This is a genomic window from Kibdelosporangium philippinense (assembly GCF_021390435.2).
Lineage (GTDB): Bacteria > Actinomycetota > Actinomycetes > Mycobacteriales > Pseudonocardiaceae > Kibdelosporangium > Kibdelosporangium philippinense.
In genome coordinates this window covers 712,499-731,791 of sequence record NZ_JAJVCN010000002.1, presented here as the reverse complement: position 1 = coordinate 731,791, position 19,293 = coordinate 712,499, and the positions used below count along the sequence as shown (strand labels likewise).

Sequence of the window (19,293 nt, the reverse complement as noted above, 5' to 3'; positions counted from 1 at the left end):
CAGTCGCCGATGGACAAGGTCGCCGATCTCGGCCGGGACATCGGTGAGTACATCAAGCAGCAGCGCAGCAACGCGAAGATCTCGTTGCGCCAGCTCTCGAAGCTCGCCGGCGTGTCGAACCCGTACCTGAGTCAGATCGAGCGGGGCCTGCGCAAGCCAAGCGCGGAGATCCTGCAGCAGATCGCCAAAGGCCTGCGGATCTCGGCCGAGGCGCTGTACGTGCAGGCAGGGATTTTGGACCTGCCGACCGGGGGCCCGGTCGCCGACGCGATCAGGGCCGACGAAGAACTGAACGAGCGTCAGAAACAAGTGCTGCTTGACGTCTACGAATCCTTCCGCAAGGAAAACGCAGCACTGCGTTCAACAGCTTTGGGGTCCACAGTGGATAAGTCCGATGTGGACAATACGAAACCCACTGAGGAGTGAGTGACATGACCCGTCCGAACGCTGAAGACGTGCGCAAGGCCGTCGAGCCCGTCCGCACCTCGCTGCTCGCCGCCGTTGGCGCTGGCGACCTGGTGGCCAAGACCGTGATCGACGCCGTCGGCAAGGCCCGCTCGGGTGCCGAGGCCGCCGCCGAGCAGGCCCGCGAGGCCGTGCAGAACGTGCCAGGCGACGTGAACTCGCTGCGCTCGAAGCTGGAGCCGGCCGAGCTGCGCAAGGCGATCGAGGAGTACACCGAGGCAGCGGTGAACCTCTACAAGAAGCTGGCCGAGCAGGGCGAAGAGGCCGTCGCGAAGTTCAAGGACCAGCCGCAGGTCAAGAAGGTCGTCGACCAGCTGGAAGACGCCATCGCCCAGGCTCAGGCGCGCGCCGGTGACGTCGCGACGGATGCCCGCGAGCTGGCCGAAGAGGTGCTCGCCAAGGTGACCCGCAAGACCCGCTCGGTCGGCGAGAAGACCGCCCGCGAGGTCCAGAAGTTCGCCGACGAGACCGCCGAGGCTGTCGAAGACCTGGGTGACGAGGTCGCCCACGAGGTCCGCAGCACCAGCCGGAAGGTCGCCAACCGCACCGCACCGGCCCGCAAGCCGGCCGCGACCCGCAGCACCACGACCACCACGAAGACCAACGCCGCCAGCAAGACGACCCAGAAGTAATCCTGGCGAGTCAGCAGAGCGTCACACGATCGGAAAGCCCCGGCTGCCCCTCGGCCGGGGCTTTCCGCACGTCAACCCTCGTGAGTGGTTATCCGCGTTCTAACGCGGATAACCACTCACGAGTCGCACGCTGGGAGTTTCCCCCGGACCCAGTCGGCCACTTCCCGAGCTGTCTCCTCGACTGGTTTGCCAGTCGTATCAAGCAATCGCATGGGCGGCTTCATCGTCGCTGCCTCGCGCCGGACCCAGTCGTTGAACTCGAGCATCTCGTCGATCCGAGGCTCGTCCCATTCGCGCCAGGCCGGGCGCGCCCGCAAGCGCTCGCGCATCACCGCCCGGTCGCAAGTCAGCGCCAGGTAATGAATGTCCCCGATCAACGGCCGCTCAGGAATTTCCTCGAACTGCACGGGGACCACCGTCCCGCACAACACAACCGGCCTACCGCTCTGATGGATCATCCCGACCATTCGCAGCCATGTTGACCGGAAGAGCTGGAAGTCGTTGTGCGGGTCGCGCAGACCAGCCGTCCACAGGACGTCTTGTTCCAGCACAATCACTTGGTCGCCGAGCAGGGGCGTGAGCAGACGGCTGACCGTCGACTTTCCTGTCCCGCTCGGGCCAGTCAGGGCGAACATCGGCAACCGCAGGAACGGTTGCCGATGGCCACATTCCGCGCAGACCAGCACAGCTTCATCGGCCTGGACCGCGGGCGCGTCCATTCGCGCGCCGCAGCCCATGCAGATTTTCAGGTCCACCGGCGCTTTGATCAGTCGAACAGCTCTTCCAAGAAGCTCTTACGCTTGCGCTTGTGCCCATAGCCGTGGCCACCGTGACCGCCGTACGGCGGCGGCGAGTCGCCGCGGTGTCCGTAGCCGCCGCCGTAGGGCGGTGCCGAGTCTTTGTAGCCTCCGTGACCACCGCGGTAAGGCGGGGCCGAGTCGCCGCGGTACATGGGCGGCGGGGCAGCGACGGGCGGAGGCGCCGCGTACTGCTGCTGATAGCGCTGTTCGGCGGCGAGGATCTGCTCCAGCTCGCCACGGTCGAGGAAAATCCCCCGGCAGCCCTGGCACTGGTCGAGGTGGACGCCACCACGGTCGACGGTCTGCATCGCGTTCTGACACTTCGGGCAAATCACACCGCCCACACTACTTATGGTCGAAGCCGCATGCGCGATCCCGGCCACAATCCACACATAGATGCAGCAGGTTGTGTGGTCAGCGCACATGGCCCTCACCCCGTGGGACACCTAGCGTGAACAGGCATGAGCAGTGGCGTACCTCACACAGCGCTCGTCACGGGCGGGGCACACGGGATCGGTTTGGCGTGCGCCCGTGCACTCGCCGCCAATGGCGCGAAGGTGCACATCGCTGATCTTGACGGGCGGGCGGCCAAGGCCGTCGCCGACGAGATCGGCGGCGAGGCGCACGAGGTCGATCTGGCCGAAGGCGTCGATGACTTGCCCGAAAACGTCGACATCCTGGTCAACAACGCCGGCTTGCAGCACGTCGCGCCGATCCACGAGTTCGATCCCGCGAAGTTCGCGCTGCTACAGCAAGTCATGGTCACCGCGCCGTTTCTGCTGATCCAGCGGTCCCTGCCGCACATGTACGAGCGCGGCTGGGGCCGGATCGTGAACATCTCCAGCGTGCACGGGGTGCGGGCGAGCGCGTTCAAATCGGGTTACGTCGCCGCCAAGCACGCTCTGGAAGGGCTGAGCAAAGTCGCTGCCCTCGAAGGCGCGCCGCATGGCGTGACCAGCAACTGCGTCAATCCCGGCTTTGTGCGGACTCAGCTGGTCGAAGGCCAGATCGCCGCGCAGGCGCAGACACACGGAATCAGCGCGGACGAGGTCGTCGAGCAGGTCATTCTCGACCGCACCGCGATCAAGCGCCTGATCGAACCGCAAGACGTCGCCGACGTCGTGCTCTGGCTGTGCGGCCCGCACTCCAGCCACGTCACCGGCACCTCCATCGCGATGGACGGCGGCTGGACCGCCAGTTGAGGAAGGTGTGGCCAATGACGACCACCAGCCCTGGCTCGTTACGCAAGATCATCGGCGCCAGCATGATCGGCACCACGGTCGAATGGTATGACTTTTTCCTGTACACCTCGGCCGCGACGCTGGTCTTCAACAAGGTGTTCTTCCCGACCTCCAACCCGACCAACGGCATCCTGCTGTCGCTTGGCACGTACGCGCTCGGTTTCGTCGCCCGGCCGCTCGGCGGGCTGGTGTTCGGCCATTACGGCGACCGGCTCGGCCGGAAGAAGCTGCTGGTCATCAGCCTGCTGATGATGGGAGTCGCGACCTTCCTGATCGGGCTGCTGCCCAGTTACGCCACGATCGGCATCGCCGCGCCGATCCTGCTGACGGTCCTGCGACTGGTACAGGGTTTCGCGATCGGTGGCGAGTGGGGCGGCGCCGTGCTGATCGTGTCCGAACACGGATCGGCTGACCGGCGCGGCTATTGGTCATCCTGGCCGCAGGCAGGCGTTCCCGCGGGAAACCTGCTGGCCACGGCCGTACTGGCGATTCTGGCCGCGACGCAGTCCGACGAGGCTTTCCTGGCCTGGGGCTGGCGGATCGCGTTCCTGCTGTCCGCTGTGCTCGTGCTGATCGGGCTGTGGATCCGGATCAGTATCGAGGAGTCGCCGATTTTCCTTGACGCACAAGCAAAAGCGGGTGACAAGCCAGAGAAGGCGCCGATCGTCCGGGTCTTGCGGCACAACTGGCGCGAGGTGCTGATCGCGATGGGCGCCCGGATCGCGGAGAACGGCACGTACTACATCATCACCGGATTCCTGCTGGTGTACCTGACAACCGAGCTCGGGATGTCCCGGTCCACCGGGCTCAACGCGGTCGTGATCGCGTCGGCCGTGCACCTGGTCTCGATTCCCGTGTGGGGCGCGTTGTCGGACCGGGTCGGCCGCCGTGGCGTGTACCTGTTCGGCGCGATTGGCCTTGGTGTGTGGGCGTTTGTGTTCTTCGCGATGCTGGATTCCAAGTCGTTCTGGGTGATCGCGCTGGCCGTGACGCTCGGTCTGTTGTTGCACGGCGCGATGTACGGGCCGCAGGCCGCGTTCTTCTCCGAGCTGTTCGACACCCGTGTGCGGTACTCGGGCGCGTCGATCGGGTACCAGCTCGCGTCACTCGGCGCAGGTGCGGTGGCCCCGTTGATCGCGACCGCGTTGCTGGTCGATACAGGTTCGGTGCTGCCGGTTTCGATCTACGTCGCGGCGATGTGCCTGATCACGGTGGTCGCCGTGGTGCTCGCCAGCGAGACGCGGGGCAGGCATTTGGGACAGGATGACGTGCGTGCGAGCGTATCGGGAACTGCTTGAGCTGCTAGCCGACAGCGCGGATGGCACTGAGCTGGCCAAGCTCGCCGCCACCCGCGCTGTCGGTCTGTCGCCGGACCAGGCCGCGCAGTGGGAAGCCGCGACCGAGGCCGCGCTGCGCGTCCGGCACAAGCTGCTCGCGCACCAGCGCCGCGAAACCGAACTGTCCGCGCTGGTCGACACGGCCAATGACCTGGCGCGATTGCGTGACCCGGAAGCCGTGTTGCAGCAGATCGTGCACCGGGTGCGGTTGCTGCTCGGCGTCGACGTGTCGTACCTGACCATGAACGACTCCGCTGGCGGCCAGACGTACATGCGGGTCACCGAAGGTTCGGTTTCCGCGCTGTTCCAACAACTTTCGCTGGGCATCGGGGATGGGCTCGGCGGTTTGGTCGCGCAGAGCGGACTACCGTACGCGTCGCCGGACTATCTGTCCGATCCGCGGTTCAAGCACACGAACGCGATCGACACGGCGGTCCGCGAGGAAGGCCTGGTGTCGATCATCGGCGTCCCGCTTACGTTGGGGCGCAGGGTGATCGGCGTGCTGTACGCGGCCGATCGCGCGGCGCGGACATTCTCGCCGGAGGAAGGCGCTTTTCTGTCGTCCTTGGCCGACCTGGCCGCGATCTCGATCGACAACGCGCACCTGCTGGCCGAAACCCGCAGGGCCAACTTGTCGATCAGGCGCGCCGGGGAGGTCCACGACCAGCTCACGGCGCTGGTCCTGCGTGGCGCGGACTTCCAGTCGGTCGCCGCGGCGGTCGCCCAAGTACTCGATGGCGGGATCGTGCTGCACGACGCGGCCGGGGTCGAGCTGGCGTGCGTCGGCATGTCCGTCGCCCCGCCCGCACAAGCGACAGCTCGGGCGCACGCCAGTGGCCGTGCGGTGTCCCAAGGGGACATTTGGGTGTGCGCGGTCCTGGCCGGACCGGAACTTCTCGGCAGTTTGGTACTGACCCGGCGGCCCGCGTTGAGCGACGAGGACCGGCTGTTGTTCGAGCGCGCGGGCCAGGTGACAGCGCTGTTGCTGCTGCTCAGGCGGTCCGTCGCGCAGGCGGAGGAGCAGGTGCGCGGCGAGTTGCTGACGGACTTGCTCACGGCGCCCGACCGTAATCCTGGTGCCTTGATCGCGCGCGGCCGTCGGCTTGGCGTGAATCTCGCCGCGCCGCACAGCGTCCTGATCGCGCATGCGGACGGCGTCTCCCGCGGTCGTCTCGCCGCAGCCGCAACGGGTCAAGCGGCATTGGTAGGTGTGCACGCGGAGCAGGTGGTGTTGCTGACGCCCGATGCCGACCCAGACAAAGTCGCGCAAGCACTTACCGCGGCCGTTGGATGCCCAGTGACCGTCGGCGCGGCCGGGGCTGCGACCGGACCCGTCGAACTGGCCGCGGCCTACGCGGAAGCCGGTCGTTGCTTGCGCGCGCTGCGCACGTTGGGGCTGGACGGAACCGGTGCTTCCTTGTCCGGCTTGGGTTTCGTCGGGGTCCTGCTCGGCGACCGGGCCGACGTCGCAGGATTCGCCCAACGCACTTTGGGTCCCGTGCTTGACTACGACGCGCGCCGCGGCACCGAGCTGGCCCGGACCCTGCGAACGTACTTCTCTTGTGGCTCAAGCCTGACAGCCACGAAAGAGGTGTTGCACGTACACGTGAACACGGTGGTGCAACGGCTCGACCGGATCGCGTCACTGCTCGGGCCGGATTGGAATACACCCGACCGCGCGCTGGAGATCCAGCTTGCCCTGCGGATACTGACAATCAGCCGGTGAACGTGTACTCAGTGGACATCGTGCCCATCTTCATGGTGTAACTGCCGTGCCCCTTGGCGTTTTCCAGCTCGCCGGTGCCCGTTGCCGGCACGATCTCGAAGGTCCCGGTGACGCCTTCGGCGTTGAAAGTGTTGGTGGTCCGCAGGATCACGGTGCCCTTCTTGCCATCGATGGTGCCGGTGAAGAGCTCGGCCCCGGTCGCATTGCCGGACCCGTCGGCCGTGTACATCAGCAGACCGGCGGATTTCCCTTCGCCGTCAAGGATTCCGGCGTACCGGAAGGTCATCTTCGCGTCGCCGATCTTGGCGCCGTCCTCGGCCCCGGCGTACACGCTCTCGTCCCATGCGGTGCATTCGAAGGTGTTCATGGGGTTGAGCATGCCTGCCGTACCTGACAGTTTCTGTCAGGTACCTTGAAGTTTCTCGATGGATATTCGTGCGGCCTCACTGCTGCGCTGGGTGTACTCGAGGATTATCCGCAGCTCAGCGTCGGTGAAGTGCTCGTAGACCGCACGCCACGGCTCGGCTGGCATCAGAGGTGCGATCCGGTCTATGGCCTCTTGGGTGTGCCGCACGATCGTCCGCCGCCGGTCGCCGGGGTCACGTTCACGCTCGATCAACCCGGCCCGTTCCATCCGGTCGAGGGCCGCGGTGATGGCTCCGCCTCTGGTGAGGCCCGCGCGCTCAGCCAGTTGCCCGGCGGTCAGCGGGCCAGCCAACTGCAGGATGTTCAGGCAGTTCAGGTCGGATGTGTTGATGCCAAGCCGATTGGCAACGGTTTGGCGGAAAAAGACGCCTCGACCAGCGGAAATGCGTGCGGCGTTCTCGATGGCGCGTTGGATCGCCTGATCGTTCCGTTCCACCTGCCCATCCTCTCTCGTTGACACGATCCCTTCCTCCGCTTAATCTCTCGACTAGCGAGAGGTTTACTTCCTAAGCAACTCTAATTTAGAGTCAAGTCTATGCGCGTACTCATCGTGGGAGCGGGAACCGGCGGCCTGTGCCTGGCGCAACGCCTGCATGGAGCGGGAATCGACGTGGCCGTGTTCGAGCGCGACCGCACCAGAACCGATGGCCTGTTCGGCTACCGGGTCGGGATCTCCCCGGACGGTTCACGTGCCCTGCGAAGTTGCCTGCCCCGGCCGCTGTTCGAGACCTTCAAAGCGACCGCGGCCATCACGCCGAAGTACACCAACTTCGTGACCAAGCAACTGGGCGAGTTGTTCTCGGCAGGCGGCCCGGCGGACGAAGACCTGCTGGCACCAGTGGATCCGGAAGCAGGCGAACGATCCGTGAGCCGGATGACGTTACGCCAGATCCTGCTGAGCGGCCTTGATGTGCACTTCGACAAGAAGTTCCAGCGATACACCCAAAACCCGGACGGCACCGTGACCGCGCACTTCGCCGACGGCACCGAGGCCACCGGCGACCTGCTTGTCGGCGCGGACGGAACTTCCTCCAATGTCCGCAAGCAATACCTGCCGCACGCCAAGCTGGTCGAAACCGACCTGTTCGGCGTAACTGGAAAGCTGCCGTTGAACGACGAAACGCGCGCATTGTTGACGCCGCAGATGCTGCGCGGAGTGACGATGGTGTTCGCACCCAAGGGGATCAACGCGATCTTCCACGTGATGGAGTTCGAGTGGCAGCGCGGCCAAACCGATCCCGAACTGGTCAAGGCGTGGCCGGGGATGACGTTCGACAACACGCGTGACTACATCATGTGGGGCTTCGGCTCACATCGACGGCTGCTGCCGCCGGAATTCATGTCCATGCCCGGGCCTGCTTTGCACCACCTGGTGCTGCAACGAACGAAATCCTGGCACCCGAACCTGCGCACGCTGTTCGAGCTGGCCGACCCAACTTCTTGCTTCCCCTTGAACATTCGTATGTCCGAGCCTGTCGAGCCGTGGCCGAGTTCGACCGTGACCCTGCTCGGCGACGCGATCCACACCATGACGCCTGGGCTTGGCGTTGGCGCGAACACCGCCCTGCGGGACGCTCAGATCCTTGGCGACAACTTGGTTCGTATGCCGGTTCTTGACGCAGTCGCCGACTACGAGCGTCAGATGCATGGCTACGCATGGGATGCAGTCGTGAAGTCACGCGCGCGGTTCAACGGGAACTCGCTGGCGTACAAACCGGTCATTGGCCGTGCGGGATTGGCCTTGATGCGGACCGGAATGCGGGTGGTGAACCATGTCCGGCCGTTGAAACGCAGGATGCTGCGGGCGGAACTGAAGAATCGTGACCATGCGCGACAAGAGGCCTGATCAGGTGACATGTCTGGCGGGTCGCGCGTCAAACGTCCAGCCTGAAAGACATGAGGGAGGTATTGGACGAGCTGGGGGTCTCACCAGAGGCGCTCGTGCAACAACACGGGGCGGATCTCGACGAACTGGGGTACTGCAGGTTCGACGAGTTCATCGACGCGCGCGTGACCGGGGAGATGATCGGGGCGATCACCCGGTTGCTCGAAGGCAGCAGGCAAGGCGGCACGCTGCACCTCAAAGGCCTGCTCGACCAGGGCAGCCTGTTCGACCCGCTGTGGCTGCGGCCCGCGCTGCTCGCCGCCGTCACGCACCTGCTCGGGCCGGATTTCCAGATCAGGGAAATGCACTACCGAGCAGGCAAACCCGGGCACGGCAGCCAAGCACTGCACATGGACGCCAGCGATCGCGCAGGCCCAGGGCAATGGCGGGTGTGCACGGCGATCGTCGCGCTCACCGATTTCACCTCGGCGAACGGCGCGACCCGCGTCGTGCCCGGGTCTCATTTGGACCAGAACTTCAAACCACCGCACGGACACCGTCCGCACCCGGACGAAATCTTGCTGACCGGCCCGGCCGGAACCTGCTGGCTGTTCAACAGCCACCTCTGGCATTCCGGCACGCGGAACAATTCAGCCGAACCAAGGCACGCAGTCCTTATCGCGTTCCACCGAAGAAACAGCGGCCCGACACTGGGCTACGAACCACTGCCGTCCCACGAGACCGTGCTCAGATTGGGCAACGCGGCCTACCTGCTCCTGTAACGTGGCCGAGTGAGTGATCAAAAAGAGCGGATGCTGCGCGGCGAGTTGTACAAGGACAGCGACCCGGTCCTGGTGGCGGAGCGCAAGCGTTGCGGGGAGCTGCTCGACGAGTTCAACGCGACCAAATCAGCCGACGACGCGCTGCGCCAGGAAATCCTGTCGCAGCTGCTCGGCTCACTCGGCGAAGGTTCGTGGATCATGCCTCGGTTCCAGTGCGACTACGGCTACCTGATCCGCATGGGCAGCAACAGTTTCCTCAACTACGACGCCATCCTGATGGACTGCGCGCCCATCACCATCGGCGATGACGTATCCATCGGGCCCCGCGTGCAACTGCTGACCGCGTTGCACCCCATGCAAGACCACGAGGCCCGCAGGCAGCGCTGGGAAACCGCCGCGCCCATCACCATCGGGGACAACGTATGGATGGGCGGCGGCGTCATCGTCTGCCCCGGGGTCACCATCGGCTCGAACACCGTCATCGGCGCAGGTTCCGTCGTCACACGAGACCTGCCAGACAAGGTCTTCGCCGCCGGAAACCCTTGCCGCGTCATCAAGACCCTCGTGAGTGGTTAGGCGTGTTCTAACCCTGATAACCACTCACGAGGGTCTTATTCGTTGCGTAGGGCGTTGAGGCGGGTGGCGCTGCGGAGAGTTGGCAACGTCAGCGCGGTGACCAAGACGGTCAACGCTACCGTGACGCCAGTGAGCACACCGATTGTCGGCCAGTCCATTGTGAACGGATTACGCATCAGCCATCCGGCGAGGGCCGCGAGGGTGACTCCGGTCGCCACCGCGGCCACTATCGCGATCAGCATGGGGATTGTGGTCTGCCACAACAAAGATCGGACCAACGTGCTGACTGGGACACCGGTCGCGGACAGCGCGGCGATCGAGCGCCGACGTTCCCGGGTTTGCTCGACAGCCATGACGAGCAGGCTCAACGCGGCCAGTGCCAGAATGATCACCGAGCCGATGAGCAGGCCCTTTCGCATGTCGGCAAAGGTTTTCAGCGCACCCGTGTAACCGCCTCCGCTGTAATCATCAACCTGTACGACCGAAGGCAAGAAATCCACCGCGTTGCGAACATGCTCGATCGCGTCAGCGTCACTCGTCCTGAAGGTGGCCGTGACCTTCATCGGGACGTCCAGATTCGCCGCTGATGTCAGCATAATGTCCTGCGCGAGCGAGTAATTAGCCGGGTGGGCTTGCACTTCCCGGATGTTCGCTGGGATCTGGAGAGGTCCGGCGCCAACGACGGTGACGGTTTCCCCTGGCCGAACGGCAGCCATAGGTCGCATGAAGGCGTCGCCGGTCTGACAGTGCTGAATGAACAGCACTTTCAGTGCCGTCGCACAATCCATCAGCGTCGCCCACCGGTATTCGCCGTGCATCGAGACGGCATCGCCGTGCTTCGAAATGGGAAAGGTCCGGGCGACGCCATGGATTTCGACACCTGGCACCGACCGTACGGCCGAAACGGCGGCATCACCAACCACAGAGTCGGCTTCCAGAACGTTGTACACCTCAATCGGAGTGTCTTGCGGCCACGTATATCTGGCGCTTTGCCCAGCAAGGACAATCTGCAACGCGATCGCACCGGCGAGCACGACGGCGACGCCGCTGACCACCCGTGCGGGCGTGCCTGCGTCGAGTTGCAGCCGCCGTGTGGCCAGCTGCAGCGCCGGGGTGCCCGAACCCCTCATCCGGGACATCAATAGTTCCATCAGCCACGGCAGCAAAGCCGGACCGCTGGCCAGAATCAGCACCGCACCGGGAACCAGCAGGAAGGGATTCGGTTCCGCCGGGTCGAGCGACAAGAACAGTGCCGCGCCAACAACCAGCACCAGGATTCGCCATGCGACCCTGCGACGAACTGGTGTCGTTTCCCTGACTACGCCAAGCGGTTCGATCATGGTGCGGCGTAAAGAAAATTGAGTTGCCATAAGCGCGACCGCCGGGACCGCGAGCACGATCAACAGCACCAGCGGAGGTGACGGAACGAGGTCTTCGGGAAAGAAGCTTTCGTTGCCTATCACAATATCCGCAGCCATCGACCTGACCGCTAAGAACAACAATCCGCCGAGCACCAGGCCAGCGGCTGCGCTCACCAACGACTCCGCGGCGGCGATTCGCCGAACCTGCTTGATGTCCGCGCCGACCAGACGTAATGCCGCGAGCCGTCGATCCCGTTCGGCGCCTGCGATCCGTGAACTGCTCGCGATGAAGATGAATACGGGCGTCAGCAAAATGACCAACCCGAGTACCAGGATCACGTACAAGTCAGGCGTGAGCTCAGGTTCGCCGCCGCTCCAAGCGCCGAATCCGTAGACCTCGCCGCCGTTCTGGTAGGACGGTGGCGCACCGATCACCGCGATCAGGTCGGTCGGGTACACCATCGCCGCGACGCCTAGCTCCCCGACGACGCGCTCGCTCAGCCGTGGCTGGAGCAAATGACTGTCTGATTCGGACAGTAACTCCGCGAGTGCCGGTGACACCAGGCTTTCACCGGGTGCAGGCAACCGGTCAACGCCCGGCGGCAACGGCGCATTCGGGCCACCAGCACGCACGTACCTACGCTCAATATCAACACCGCGGAACTCGGTGTTGCGAAACCAGACGTACAGCGGATCAACGCCAGGACGCTTGCCCTGCGCCATCATGGTCCCGCCTGCCCGTTGTTCACGCGAGTCTCTGGCGTGCCCAACGGACGCTGCGACAAGGAGGACGACGACCGCGAGGCCCACGCCAAGCGCGCCGAGCAGTAATCGGACCAACCCGGCCTTGGGAGTCCGGCCACCCCCGACAGCCAGCCGGACTCCCAAAAAAGATCTCTCACGGCCGCACCGCCTGGGTGAAGGAAATGGTCTTGCCGTCCCGGACCGTCACCTCGCGGTCCGAATACGCCGCGACGCGGGCTTCATGCGTGACAAGGACAACCGCAGTCTCGGTCTCCTTCGCCGTCACGGTAAGAAGGTTCATCACGCGTTCGCCGTTGAGCGAGTCAAGCGCGCCCGTGGGCTCATCAGCAAACAACACACGCGGTTTGGTAACCATCGCACGCGCGACAGCAACGCGTTGGCCTTGGCCGCCCGAGACTTCACCCGGACGCTTGTCCGCTGCGTCCTGCACCTGGAGACGGTCGAGCCATTGGCGCGCTTGGTCCTCGGCAACCGACCGTTTGACTCCGGCCAAACGCAGTGGCAACGCGACGTTTTCCAAGCACGTCAGCTCGGCGACGAGCTGTCCGAACTGGAATACGAAGCCGAACTCCGTGCGACGCAAGGCACTGCGCGGACCGTCCGGCATGGTCCCGATGTCACGGCCGTCGTAAGTCACCGTGCCGCTGTCGGGCTGGATGATCCCGGCGAGGCAATGCAGCAGCGTCGACTTTCCCGACCCGGACGGGCCCATCACGGCGACGACTTCGCCGGGCCAGATGTCCAGACCGGCACCGTCGAGCGCGGTGGTCTTGCCGAACGTCTTGCACAGGTTGATACCGGACAGAAGCGGCGTCATGAGGCCACCTGCTCGCGCAGTTCGTCGAGACGTGCCGCAGTGAGCTCCAGCCAGCGCAGGTCTGCTTCGAGGTGGAAAAGGGCATGGTCGCAGATCAGCTGATCGGCCAGGTCACCGGCGGTTTTCCGCTTGGTCAGCTCACGCATCGCGCGCAGGTGCGCCGATCGCTGCGAGTCAAGGATCTCCGTTGCGCTCCGTCCGGACAGCAGCGCTAGGACAACCTTGGTGTACAGCGTGTTCTGCAGATAGGGCGCTGGATCCTCCGGCGAGGTCAGCCATGTCTCCAGGTTGGTGACGCCCTCGCCGGTGATCGCGTACCGCTTGCGCTCCGGCCCACCACCCGGCTCGACGCCGCTCTCCTCGACCAAGCCGTTGCGCAGCAGGCGCGACAACGTCGAGTAGACCTGCCCGTAGTGCAGCGGCCGGTCGCGCCCGAAGCGCTCGTCGTACGCGTGTTTGAGGTCGTAACCGTGTCTTGGGCCTGCTTCGAGCAGGCCGAGCAACGCGTTGCTGATCGTCACCCAACCGACTATACACAGGAGGTATACACGTAGTGAATAGTTACGTGAACAGGTGCGCGATCGTGTAGATCAGCAATCCGGCCAACGCACCGACCACGGTGCCGTTGATTCGGATGAACTGCAGGTCACGGCCGACTTGGAGCTCGATCTTGCGCGAGGTCTCCTTGGCGTCCCACCGGTCGATCGTGTCGGTGATCAAGGTCGTGATCTCGTCCCGGTAGTTCAAGACGATGTACGCGGCCGCGTCCTGTACCCAGGTGTCGACCTTGTTGCGCAGCGCGTCTTCGCCGGTCAGCCGCGTGCCAAGTGAGACAAGGCCCTCGCGCACACGTTTGCGCAGCTCCGACGACGGGTCTTCGGCCGCGTCCAGCAGCAGGCGTTTGACGTTGGTCCACGCCGAGCCGATCACGTTCTGCACCTCGCGGTGTTCCAGCACCTGGTGCTTGACCTTCTCTGCCCGGCCCATCATCTCCGGGTCGTGCTGCATGTCCTCGGCGAAGCCGATTAGGAACCGGTCGATGGCCTGCCGCATCTGGTGGTTCGGGTCGGTCCTCAGCGCCCACGCGAACGACATCACCTCGCCGTAGATCCGGTCAGCCACGATCGAATCGACGAACTTCGGCGACCACGACGGCGCCCGCTCCGAGACGATGCTGATGAACTTGTCGTGGTTCTCCTTGACCCAGTCGTACGCCCGGTCACAGAGCAAATCGACAAGCTGTCGATGCGTCCCGTCAGCCAGGACACGTTCCATCAGCTTGCCCAGCGGCGGCCCCCATGGCACCGACACAATGCGCTTGGTCACGGCCTGCTCGAACACGGCCTGGACGTCCTCGTCACGCAGCACGGTGACCATGCCCCGGACGACCGTGGCCAGCTCCGACGTGACGCGTTCGGCATTGTCGGGCTGAGCGAGCCACTCGCCGAGCCGCTTGGTGACGTCCACCTTGGCCAGCCGCTCGCGTACGACCTGCTCAGACAGGAAGTTCACGCCGACGAACTCACCAAGGCTGTCGCCGAGCACATCCTTGCGGTTGGGGATGATCGCGGTGTGCGGGATCCGAATGCCCAGCGGATAGCGGAACAGCGCGGTCACCGCGAACCAGTCGGCCAGCGCGCCAACCATGCCAGCCTCCGCGGCTGCCCGGACGTAGCCGATCCAGGGCGGTCCGCCGTTGGCCTCCCAGGCCCAGGCCAGCGCGAAGATGACCGTCGCGCCCGCCAGAAATGCGAGCGCCACCAGCTTCATCTTGCGCAGCGCGCGCTGCTTCTCGGCGGCCCGGGGAACGGCACCCAGTTGCTCCACACGTCCATTGTCCGTGAGGATGACTCTTCGTGCGTCGTCCTGCTTTGACACCCCGGCTCCAGCCGTTCACTTCGACGATCTTCGCGGAGATGACCGCGCTGGCCGTGCGGACCAGTGCTGTCAACCTCGGCCAAGGCTTCCCGGACACCGACGGACCTGCGTCGATGCTGGCCGAGGCGCAAAAAGCGATCGCCTCGGGGATCAACCAGTACCCGCCAGGCCCAGGCCGTCCAGAGCTGCGCCAGGCCATCGCCGAGCACCGGACCCGATACGGAACGCAGTTCGATCCGGACACCGAGGTCCTCGTCACGGTCGGCGCGACGGAGGCGATCGCCTCGGCGCTGCTCGGCCTGGTCGGCCCCGGCGACGAAGTGCTCCTGATCGAGCCGTACTACGACTCGTACGCCGCCTGCGTGGCCCTGTCAGGCGCGACTCGCCGCGTGGTCCCACTGGCCGAAGACCCTGTGACCGGCAGGTTCGCGCCGGATATCGAGGCCATGCGGGCGGCGATCACGCCGAACACCCGCCTGATGTTGATCAACACCCCGCACAACCCGACCGGCACGGTGTTCACCCGCGCAGAGCTGACCGCGATCGCGGAGTTGTGTGTGGAACACGACCTGATCGCCGTGACCGACGAGGTCTACGAAGACCTGATCTACGACGGCCTGACCCACGTGCCACTGGGCTCATTGCCCGGCATGGCCGAGCGAACGTTGACGATCTCGAGCGCGGGCAAGATGTTCAACTGCACGGGCTGGAAAATCGGCTGGATCTGCGGCCCAGCGGAGCTGGTCGCGGCGGCGAAAGCGGCGAAGCAGTTCCTGACCTTTGTCGGCGGTGCGCCATTCCAGCCGGCCATCGCGCACGCTTTGCGGCACGAAGGCCCATGGGTGGTTGGTTTGCGTGACCAGCTGCAGTCCAAACGAGACCGCCTGGTCGAAGGCCTGAAAGAAGCTGGTTTCGGAGTGCGCCCAAGCCAAGGGACGTACTTCGTGTGCGCGGACGTGCGGCCGCTTGGTTTCACGGACGGTTTCCAGCTATGCCGGGAACTGCCGGAGCGAATCGGTGTGGCGGCGGTGCCGGTCCAAGTCTTCACGGACACGCCGGAGAACTGGCAACACATCGTGCGGTTCGCGTTCTGCAAGAAGGACGAAGTGCTCGACGAGGCGGTGGCCCGTCTGCACAAACTCACCCCGAACCCCAGCAACTAAAGCCAAGGTGCCCGTACTTCGCCTGTGCATCCGCCAGCGCCCGGGCGGGCCCTTTGCTCAGGTTCTGGTGGAACTCGACCATGAGGCCAACGGCGGAATCATCTGGCACGGGCAACGTGCTGGCGATCAAGGCCTGGCCGCCCCGGTCGAGCAGGACGTTGGCGAAGACGTCGGCCCGTGCGACTTCACAGGCGGACAGCACGAGAATGCGCGGGGCCCGCTTGAGTTTGACGAGGTCGTAGCCGTAGAGCGGACCGTCGTGCAGGCGAAGGCAGGAGAACATCGGGGCGTCGCGGCGAAAGGTGCCATGGGCCGCGATGTGCACGATGTCGGCACCTTCCATGTTCCGAAGCACATTGTCCACTGTGGAATTCCCGATGGGATGGCCGAGAAGTTCGACCTCCCGTTCGGCGTGAGTAAGACCCGGCCCGGCTACCGTGAAGTTCCTGCCTCCCCGCATTGCTTGGGCAGCCGAGAGCCATGCTGATGCAGATGGCGCAACGGAAACAGGCCGCCCGACGCAAGAAGGAAGTGCGGCCCAGACCACGTCGGCCATCCCGCCCGCCGGAATGATGACGAGCGGCCGGTCGCCGAGCCCGAGTGGCGCGAGGAGCCGCGCATCCAGGTGGGCCGAAAGCTCTGCGGAATATGCGAAATGGACAGGATCGACTGGTCCAAGGTGATGGCGGCGGATCCGGCCATCGGCCACAGTGCAGGCCAGCAGATCACTGCCGTTCATGAAGTAGTTGATGAGCACCCGTTGACCAAGGGCCTCCTTGATGCGTTCGACCCTGTCCTGTCTTCGGGTGACTCTGATGCGTCGGCGCAACCGATCCTCGAACCGAGCGGCCGTCCTCACATCACCATCCGACTCTGCAGCTCGGAGCTGCACAAGGTCAGAGGTTTGCGCTTGCGGCAACACAATGATCCTCTGCCTTTCAATCCACTCGAACGCCACAGCCGCACTACTGGCCTTCTCAATCACCACGCTCGCCAACTCGGCCGCGAGTTCACTCGCACCGGCGCCCATCGCTGACGCGTACTCCGCAACAACCCGCATCCCCGCACGACAAGCCGCCGCCCTCGCCTGACCCGACTTCGCAAGTTTCGCCCTCGCCAACCACCCGATCACCCGCAACCGCGCGGTACTCGCGTACCTCTCACCCTCCACCTTGGTCAGCAACTCCGGCGCGACTTTCGCCGCATCCAACAGAAGTTCTGCTGCCTCCGTACGTTTTCCCCACCGCAGACAGCGATCCGCCACTCTCTTCGCCGCACCCACGTCCACCAGTCCCGCCCGCAATGCCAATGCATCAGCCGCGGCGATCCACGCAGGTCTTCGCTGCACACGAAAAAGTTCTTGTGCCCGCTTGGCTTCGTTCGCCGCGTGATCGATGTCGCCAGCCCGCAACGCGCAATAACCCGCCGCCAGCACCGCTTCCGCCAACCGGCTTTCCCGCCCAGCCAACAACGGCTCCGCTTGCGCCAACAGCGCGCTCGCGTCCCTCGTCATCCCTGCTGCCAGCAAGGCCGACGCGTGATCGATCAACGCTTCCGCCCGCCCAGCCTGAATCCCACCACTTGCCTGCTCGAACAACTCCAAGGCCGCAGGCAGGTCACCCGCTTGCAACGCAACGAAACCGCGGTTATGAACACACGTTGCCACCCGTTCGTGCTCCCCCAACTGGGTCAGTATCCGCGCGGCCTCGGCGAAATCCCGGTCCGCCGCGCTCAGCTTCAGCAGGTAGCCGCGTGCCACACCACGTCCGATCAACGCATTGCTCAACCATTTCGGATCGTGTTGCAGGAACTCCGTAACCGCCGACAACTCCTTGACCGCTTGCTCGTAGGCACCGATCGCGCACAGCCGCAGGCCGTCCAAACACCGTGCTCTGGCTGGGCAAACACCGAATTCCCTTGCCTTACGCAGTTCTCTCGCGCAGCCTCTCGGATTCCCTCGCTCCAGCTCGATCCACGCGAGAGTGAGCCTGATCTTCCCGCTTTCGGCGGCGCTGCTCCGATCGAGTGCTTTTCTGGCCTCTGCCAACGCTTGCGGGTAGTCGCAGCGCTCAACCGATTCCAGCGCCTCGGTATGGCTCACCGGACGAACCAGTCCGTCACGACACCGTCGATCGCCAATCGCGTCGGCCCCAGCGGAACGTCAGCTTTGAACAATCCATGCCGATCGACGTGCACGCTGACCATTCCCGCGGGCCACCACACTTGGACGTCGGCGCGCGGCATCACCATCCCGTTGAGCATGGCGCCGATCTCCACCTTCACCGTTCGCTCTTGATGCCCGAATGTCAGTGAGGCGCCAACACTTCGGGTCATTTCTTGCGGCAACGTGGTGTATCGAGGACCGGTCTGCCGCGGCACGGCGATCACTTGAGGCATTGGGTCAACGTGATCGAAGAGGCTTTTGTCGAGGCGCCCTTTCAACTCACGCAGGCATCTGCCTTTGGTCTGCCCGACGCTGTCGGTACGAACCCCAATGGCGTCGGCAAGCTGGGCGTAGCTGAATTCCGGGGCGTAGACGTACAACCGGAGAAGGCGTTGGCAGCGGTCGGGCAAACTGCGGAACGCACGCCAGAGCTGCCGATCCCGTTCGTCTCGCAGGACCTCGCGCTCGACGTCATCCTGGACGACTTCCGGCTGCCAGCGCACTGGCAAGGGTCGCCTTACTGACAGAAGTCGGAGGCATTCCCGCTTAGCCGCGGTAGCCAACCACGAGGAAACTCGCGTCGAATCCCGAATATCCTTCAGATGCTCAGCGAGATTGAGCCAAGTTGTCTGAAAAACATCATCGGCATCCTCATCGGACAGCCGGTAAGCCCGCGCAACAGCCCAAACCTTGGGCCCATGCAACGCAACAAGCTCCCGCCAGCCATGCTCATCAGGTTCATCCATGCCCCCTCAGACGACCCCACCCCCACCCCGGCTCCAAAAAATTTCAATCCCACCCAACCGGGTGACCCCAACTACCCACAGCGATTCCCCACCCACCCCAGAACCAAAGACAAGAACAACACCAGCGAGAAATGGAAAGCCAGAGTGATACACCCGAACTGGAACCAAAGAAATAGGAGAAGCAAGTGCGACACGCTTTAACCAGAGCTGGAGAAATAGGGAAACAAACGGAAGACACGTACCCAGAAAACGAAGACAATGCGAAGACTGCCCCAAAAATACCTCACAACCAAAGAAGCGATGAGAAGCGGTAAAGAATAAGAAAGATAGAAGGTGGCACCAAGAAAGTGGCAGAGCAAATCAGTAAAAAGAGGGCGCGAAGCGCCCGGTGCAAGTAAAGAAAAACGTGCCCAGCGCTGGAAAGCAAGGAGCACGCACCGTGGGGGGTTTGGGGGGCTCGGCCCCCCAAAATAACAATCGTCCGAACCCAGGGAGCCGAGCGAAGCGAAGGCGACCAGGGTGCGGATGTAAGGACGTCCCCGCTCGACCCGGCTGGGGGTCCCGGGGAGCGGGGACGTTTGGCTCGCCG

At 64.4% G+C, this 19,293-nt stretch carries 19 protein-coding genes; 9 read left to right on the top strand and 10 right to left on the bottom strand.

Annotated features, from left to right (window positions below; all coding sequences use genetic code 11):
• Nucleotides 1–9 precede the first annotated feature (9 nt).
• Nucleotides 10–426, top strand: a complete 417-nt coding sequence (locus LWC34_RS22370; protein WP_233728820.1) for a helix-turn-helix domain-containing protein — start codon at nucleotides 10–12, stop codon at nucleotides 424–426.
• Between the two features lie 5 nt (nucleotides 427–431).
• Nucleotides 432–1,097: a hypothetical protein gene (locus tag LWC34_RS22365; protein ID WP_233727122.1), complete on the top strand. Its 666-nt coding sequence runs from the start codon at nucleotides 432–434 to the stop codon at nucleotides 1,095–1,097.
• 116 nt (nucleotides 1,098–1,213) lie between these two features.
• Here LWC34_RS22365 and LWC34_RS22360 read toward each other — a convergent pair whose 3' ends face one another.
• Both LWC34_RS22360 and LWC34_RS22355 read right to left on the bottom strand, forming a co-directional pair.
• The gene (locus LWC34_RS22360) at nucleotides 1,214–1,834 is read right to left on the bottom strand and encodes a P-loop nucleotide/nucleoside kinase family protein (protein ID WP_233728818.1); all 621 of its coding nucleotides are present in this window, start codon (nucleotides 1,832–1,834) and stop codon (nucleotides 1,214–1,216) included.
• Between the two features lie 29 nt (nucleotides 1,835–1,863).
• Nucleotides 1,864–2,232 carry a TFIIB-type zinc ribbon-containing protein gene (locus LWC34_RS22355; protein WP_233728817.1) on the bottom strand — a complete coding sequence of 123 codons (369 nt, stop codon included), beginning with the start codon at nucleotides 2,230–2,232 and terminating at the stop codon, nucleotides 1,864–1,866.
• A 126-nt stretch (nucleotides 2,233–2,358) separates the two neighbouring features.
• On the opposite strand from LWC34_RS22355, the gene LWC34_RS22350 reads away from it, so the two are divergent.
• From LWC34_RS22350 to LWC34_RS22340, 3 genes are read left to right on the top strand one after another with little or no spacing between them, the layout of a single operon-like run.
• Nucleotides 2,359–3,099, top strand: a complete 741-nt coding sequence (locus tag LWC34_RS22350; protein ID WP_233727121.1) for a 3-hydroxybutyrate dehydrogenase — start codon at nucleotides 2,359–2,361, stop codon at nucleotides 3,097–3,099.
• 14 nt (nucleotides 3,100–3,113) lie between these two features.
• Nucleotides 3,114–4,436, top strand: a complete 1,323-nt coding sequence (locus LWC34_RS22345) for an MFS transporter (RefSeq protein WP_233727120.1) — start codon at nucleotides 3,114–3,116, stop codon at nucleotides 4,434–4,436.
• Nucleotides 4,402–6,201 (top strand): helix-turn-helix domain-containing protein, encoded by a 1,800-nt coding sequence (locus tag LWC34_RS22340; protein WP_233727119.1) that lies wholly within the window; start codon nucleotides 4,402–4,404, stop codon nucleotides 6,199–6,201. Before LWC34_RS22345 ends, LWC34_RS22340 begins: the two co-directional genes overlap by 35 nt.
• On the opposite strand, the gene LWC34_RS22335 is transcribed toward LWC34_RS22340, so the two are convergent.
• On the bottom strand, nucleotides 6,191–6,568 hold the full coding sequence (locus LWC34_RS22335; protein WP_233727118.1) for a DUF3224 domain-containing protein: 378 nt from the start codon (nucleotides 6,566–6,568) through the stop codon (nucleotides 6,191–6,193). The two genes, LWC34_RS22340 and LWC34_RS22335, sit on opposite strands and share 11 nt — an antisense overlap.
• Nucleotides 6,569–6,604: 36 nt before the next feature.
• Nucleotides 6,605–7,063, bottom strand: a complete 459-nt coding sequence (locus LWC34_RS22330; RefSeq protein WP_233727117.1) for a MarR family winged helix-turn-helix transcriptional regulator — start codon at nucleotides 7,061–7,063, stop codon at nucleotides 6,605–6,607.
• A gap of 99 nt (nucleotides 7,064–7,162) precedes the next feature.
• Between LWC34_RS22330 and LWC34_RS22325 the strand changes: the two genes are divergently transcribed.
• Genes LWC34_RS22325 through LWC34_RS22315 form a run of 3 tightly spaced genes read left to right on the top strand, consistent with a single transcriptional unit; the run spans nucleotide 7,163 to nucleotide 9,810 of the window.
• Nucleotides 7,163–8,473, top strand: coding sequence for an FAD-dependent oxidoreductase (locus LWC34_RS22325; RefSeq protein ID WP_233727116.1), 1,311 nt, complete (start codon nucleotides 7,163–7,165; stop codon nucleotides 8,471–8,473).
• Between the two features lie 50 nt (nucleotides 8,474–8,523).
• Nucleotides 8,524–9,234: a phytanoyl-CoA dioxygenase family protein gene (locus tag LWC34_RS22320; RefSeq protein ID WP_233727115.1), complete on the top strand. Its 711-nt coding sequence runs from the start codon at nucleotides 8,524–8,526 to the stop codon at nucleotides 9,232–9,234.
• Nucleotides 9,235–9,243: 9 nt separating this feature from the next.
• Nucleotides 9,244–9,810: a sugar O-acetyltransferase gene (locus LWC34_RS22315; RefSeq protein ID WP_233727114.1), complete on the top strand. Its 567-nt coding sequence runs from the start codon at nucleotides 9,244–9,246 to the stop codon at nucleotides 9,808–9,810.
• A 35-nt stretch (nucleotides 9,811–9,845) separates the two neighbouring features.
• Here LWC34_RS22315 and LWC34_RS22310 read toward each other — a convergent pair whose 3' ends face one another.
• From LWC34_RS22310 to LWC34_RS22295, 4 genes are read right to left on the bottom strand one after another with little or no spacing between them, the layout of a single operon-like run.
• A complete protein-coding gene (locus LWC34_RS22310; protein WP_233727113.1) occupies nucleotides 9,846–12,059 on the bottom strand; it encodes an FtsX-like permease family protein in 2,214 nt (737 codons plus the stop codon).
• A gap of 10 nt (nucleotides 12,060–12,069) precedes the next feature.
• Complete coding sequence (locus LWC34_RS22305) at nucleotides 12,070–12,753, bottom strand: ABC transporter ATP-binding protein (RefSeq protein ID WP_233727112.1); 684 nt, start codon at nucleotides 12,751–12,753, stop codon at nucleotides 12,070–12,072.
• Nucleotides 12,750–13,274: a PadR family transcriptional regulator gene (locus tag LWC34_RS22300; protein ID WP_233727111.1), complete on the bottom strand. Its 525-nt coding sequence runs from the start codon at nucleotides 13,272–13,274 to the stop codon at nucleotides 12,750–12,752. Before LWC34_RS22300 ends, LWC34_RS22305 begins: the two co-directional genes overlap by 4 nt.
• A gap of 40 nt (nucleotides 13,275–13,314) precedes the next feature.
• On the bottom strand, nucleotides 13,315–14,523 hold the full coding sequence (locus LWC34_RS22295) for a DUF445 domain-containing protein (RefSeq protein WP_233728815.1): 1,209 nt from the start codon (nucleotides 14,521–14,523) through the stop codon (nucleotides 13,315–13,317).
• Nucleotides 14,524–14,609: 86 nt separating this feature from the next.
• Between LWC34_RS22295 and LWC34_RS22290 the strand changes: the two genes are divergently transcribed.
• Nucleotides 14,610–15,794, top strand: a complete 1,185-nt coding sequence (locus LWC34_RS22290; protein ID WP_233727110.1) for a pyridoxal phosphate-dependent aminotransferase — start codon at nucleotides 14,610–14,612, stop codon at nucleotides 15,792–15,794.
• Here the strand turns inward: LWC34_RS22290 and LWC34_RS58125 are convergent.
• On the bottom strand, nucleotides 15,772–17,895 hold the full coding sequence (locus tag LWC34_RS58125) for a CHAT domain-containing protein (RefSeq protein WP_233727109.1): 2,124 nt from the start codon (nucleotides 17,893–17,895) through the stop codon (nucleotides 15,772–15,774). The genes LWC34_RS22290 and LWC34_RS58125 overlap by 23 nt on opposite strands.
• The gene (locus tag LWC34_RS59405) at nucleotides 17,892–18,704 is read right to left on the bottom strand and encodes an RNA polymerase sigma factor (protein WP_504924954.1); all 813 of its coding nucleotides are present in this window, start codon (nucleotides 18,702–18,704) and stop codon (nucleotides 17,892–17,894) included. The genes LWC34_RS58125 and LWC34_RS59405 overlap by 4 nt, the downstream gene beginning before the upstream one ends.
• Between the last annotated feature and the right edge of the window lie 589 nt (nucleotides 18,705–19,293).

Excerpts from the sequence above, each read along its gene's own strand:
- LWC34_RS22370 (WP_233728820.1), top strand. The coding sequence starts at position 10 with ATGGACAAGGTCGCCGATCTCGGCCGGGACATCGGTGAGTACATCAAG.
- LWC34_RS22365 (WP_233727122.1), top strand. The coding sequence starts at position 432 with ATGACCCGTCCGAACGCTGAAGACGTGCGCAAGGCCGTCGAGCCCGTC.
- LWC34_RS22360 (WP_233728818.1), bottom strand. The coding sequence starts at position 1,834 with ATGGGCTGCGGCGCGCGAATGGACGCGCCCGCGGTCCAGGCCGATGAA.
- LWC34_RS22350 (WP_233727121.1), top strand. The coding sequence starts at position 2,359 with ATGAGCAGTGGCGTACCTCACACAGCGCTCGTCACGGGCGGGGCACAC.
- LWC34_RS22345 (WP_233727120.1), top strand. The coding sequence starts at position 3,114 with ATGACGACCACCAGCCCTGGCTCGTTACGCAAGATCATCGGCGCCAGC.
- LWC34_RS22340 (WP_233727119.1), top strand. The coding sequence starts at position 4,402 with ATGACGTGCGTGCGAGCGTATCGGGAACTGCTTGAGCTGCTAGCCGAC.
- LWC34_RS22335 (WP_233727118.1), bottom strand. The coding sequence starts at position 6,568 with ATGAACACCTTCGAATGCACCGCATGGGACGAGAGCGTGTACGCCGGG.
- LWC34_RS22325 (WP_233727116.1), top strand. The coding sequence starts at position 7,163 with ATGCGCGTACTCATCGTGGGAGCGGGAACCGGCGGCCTGTGCCTGGCG.
- LWC34_RS22320 (WP_233727115.1), top strand. The coding sequence starts at position 8,524 with ATGAGGGAGGTATTGGACGAGCTGGGGGTCTCACCAGAGGCGCTCGTG.
- LWC34_RS22305 (WP_233727112.1), bottom strand. The coding sequence starts at position 12,753 with ATGACGCCGCTTCTGTCCGGTATCAACCTGTGCAAGACGTTCGGCAAG.
- LWC34_RS22295 (WP_233728815.1), bottom strand. The coding sequence starts at position 14,523 with ATGAAGCTGGTGGCGCTCGCATTTCTGGCGGGCGCGACGGTCATCTTC.
- LWC34_RS59405 (WP_504924954.1), bottom strand. The coding sequence starts at position 18,704 with ATGGATGAACCTGATGAGCATGGCTGGCGGGAGCTTGTTGCGTTGCAT.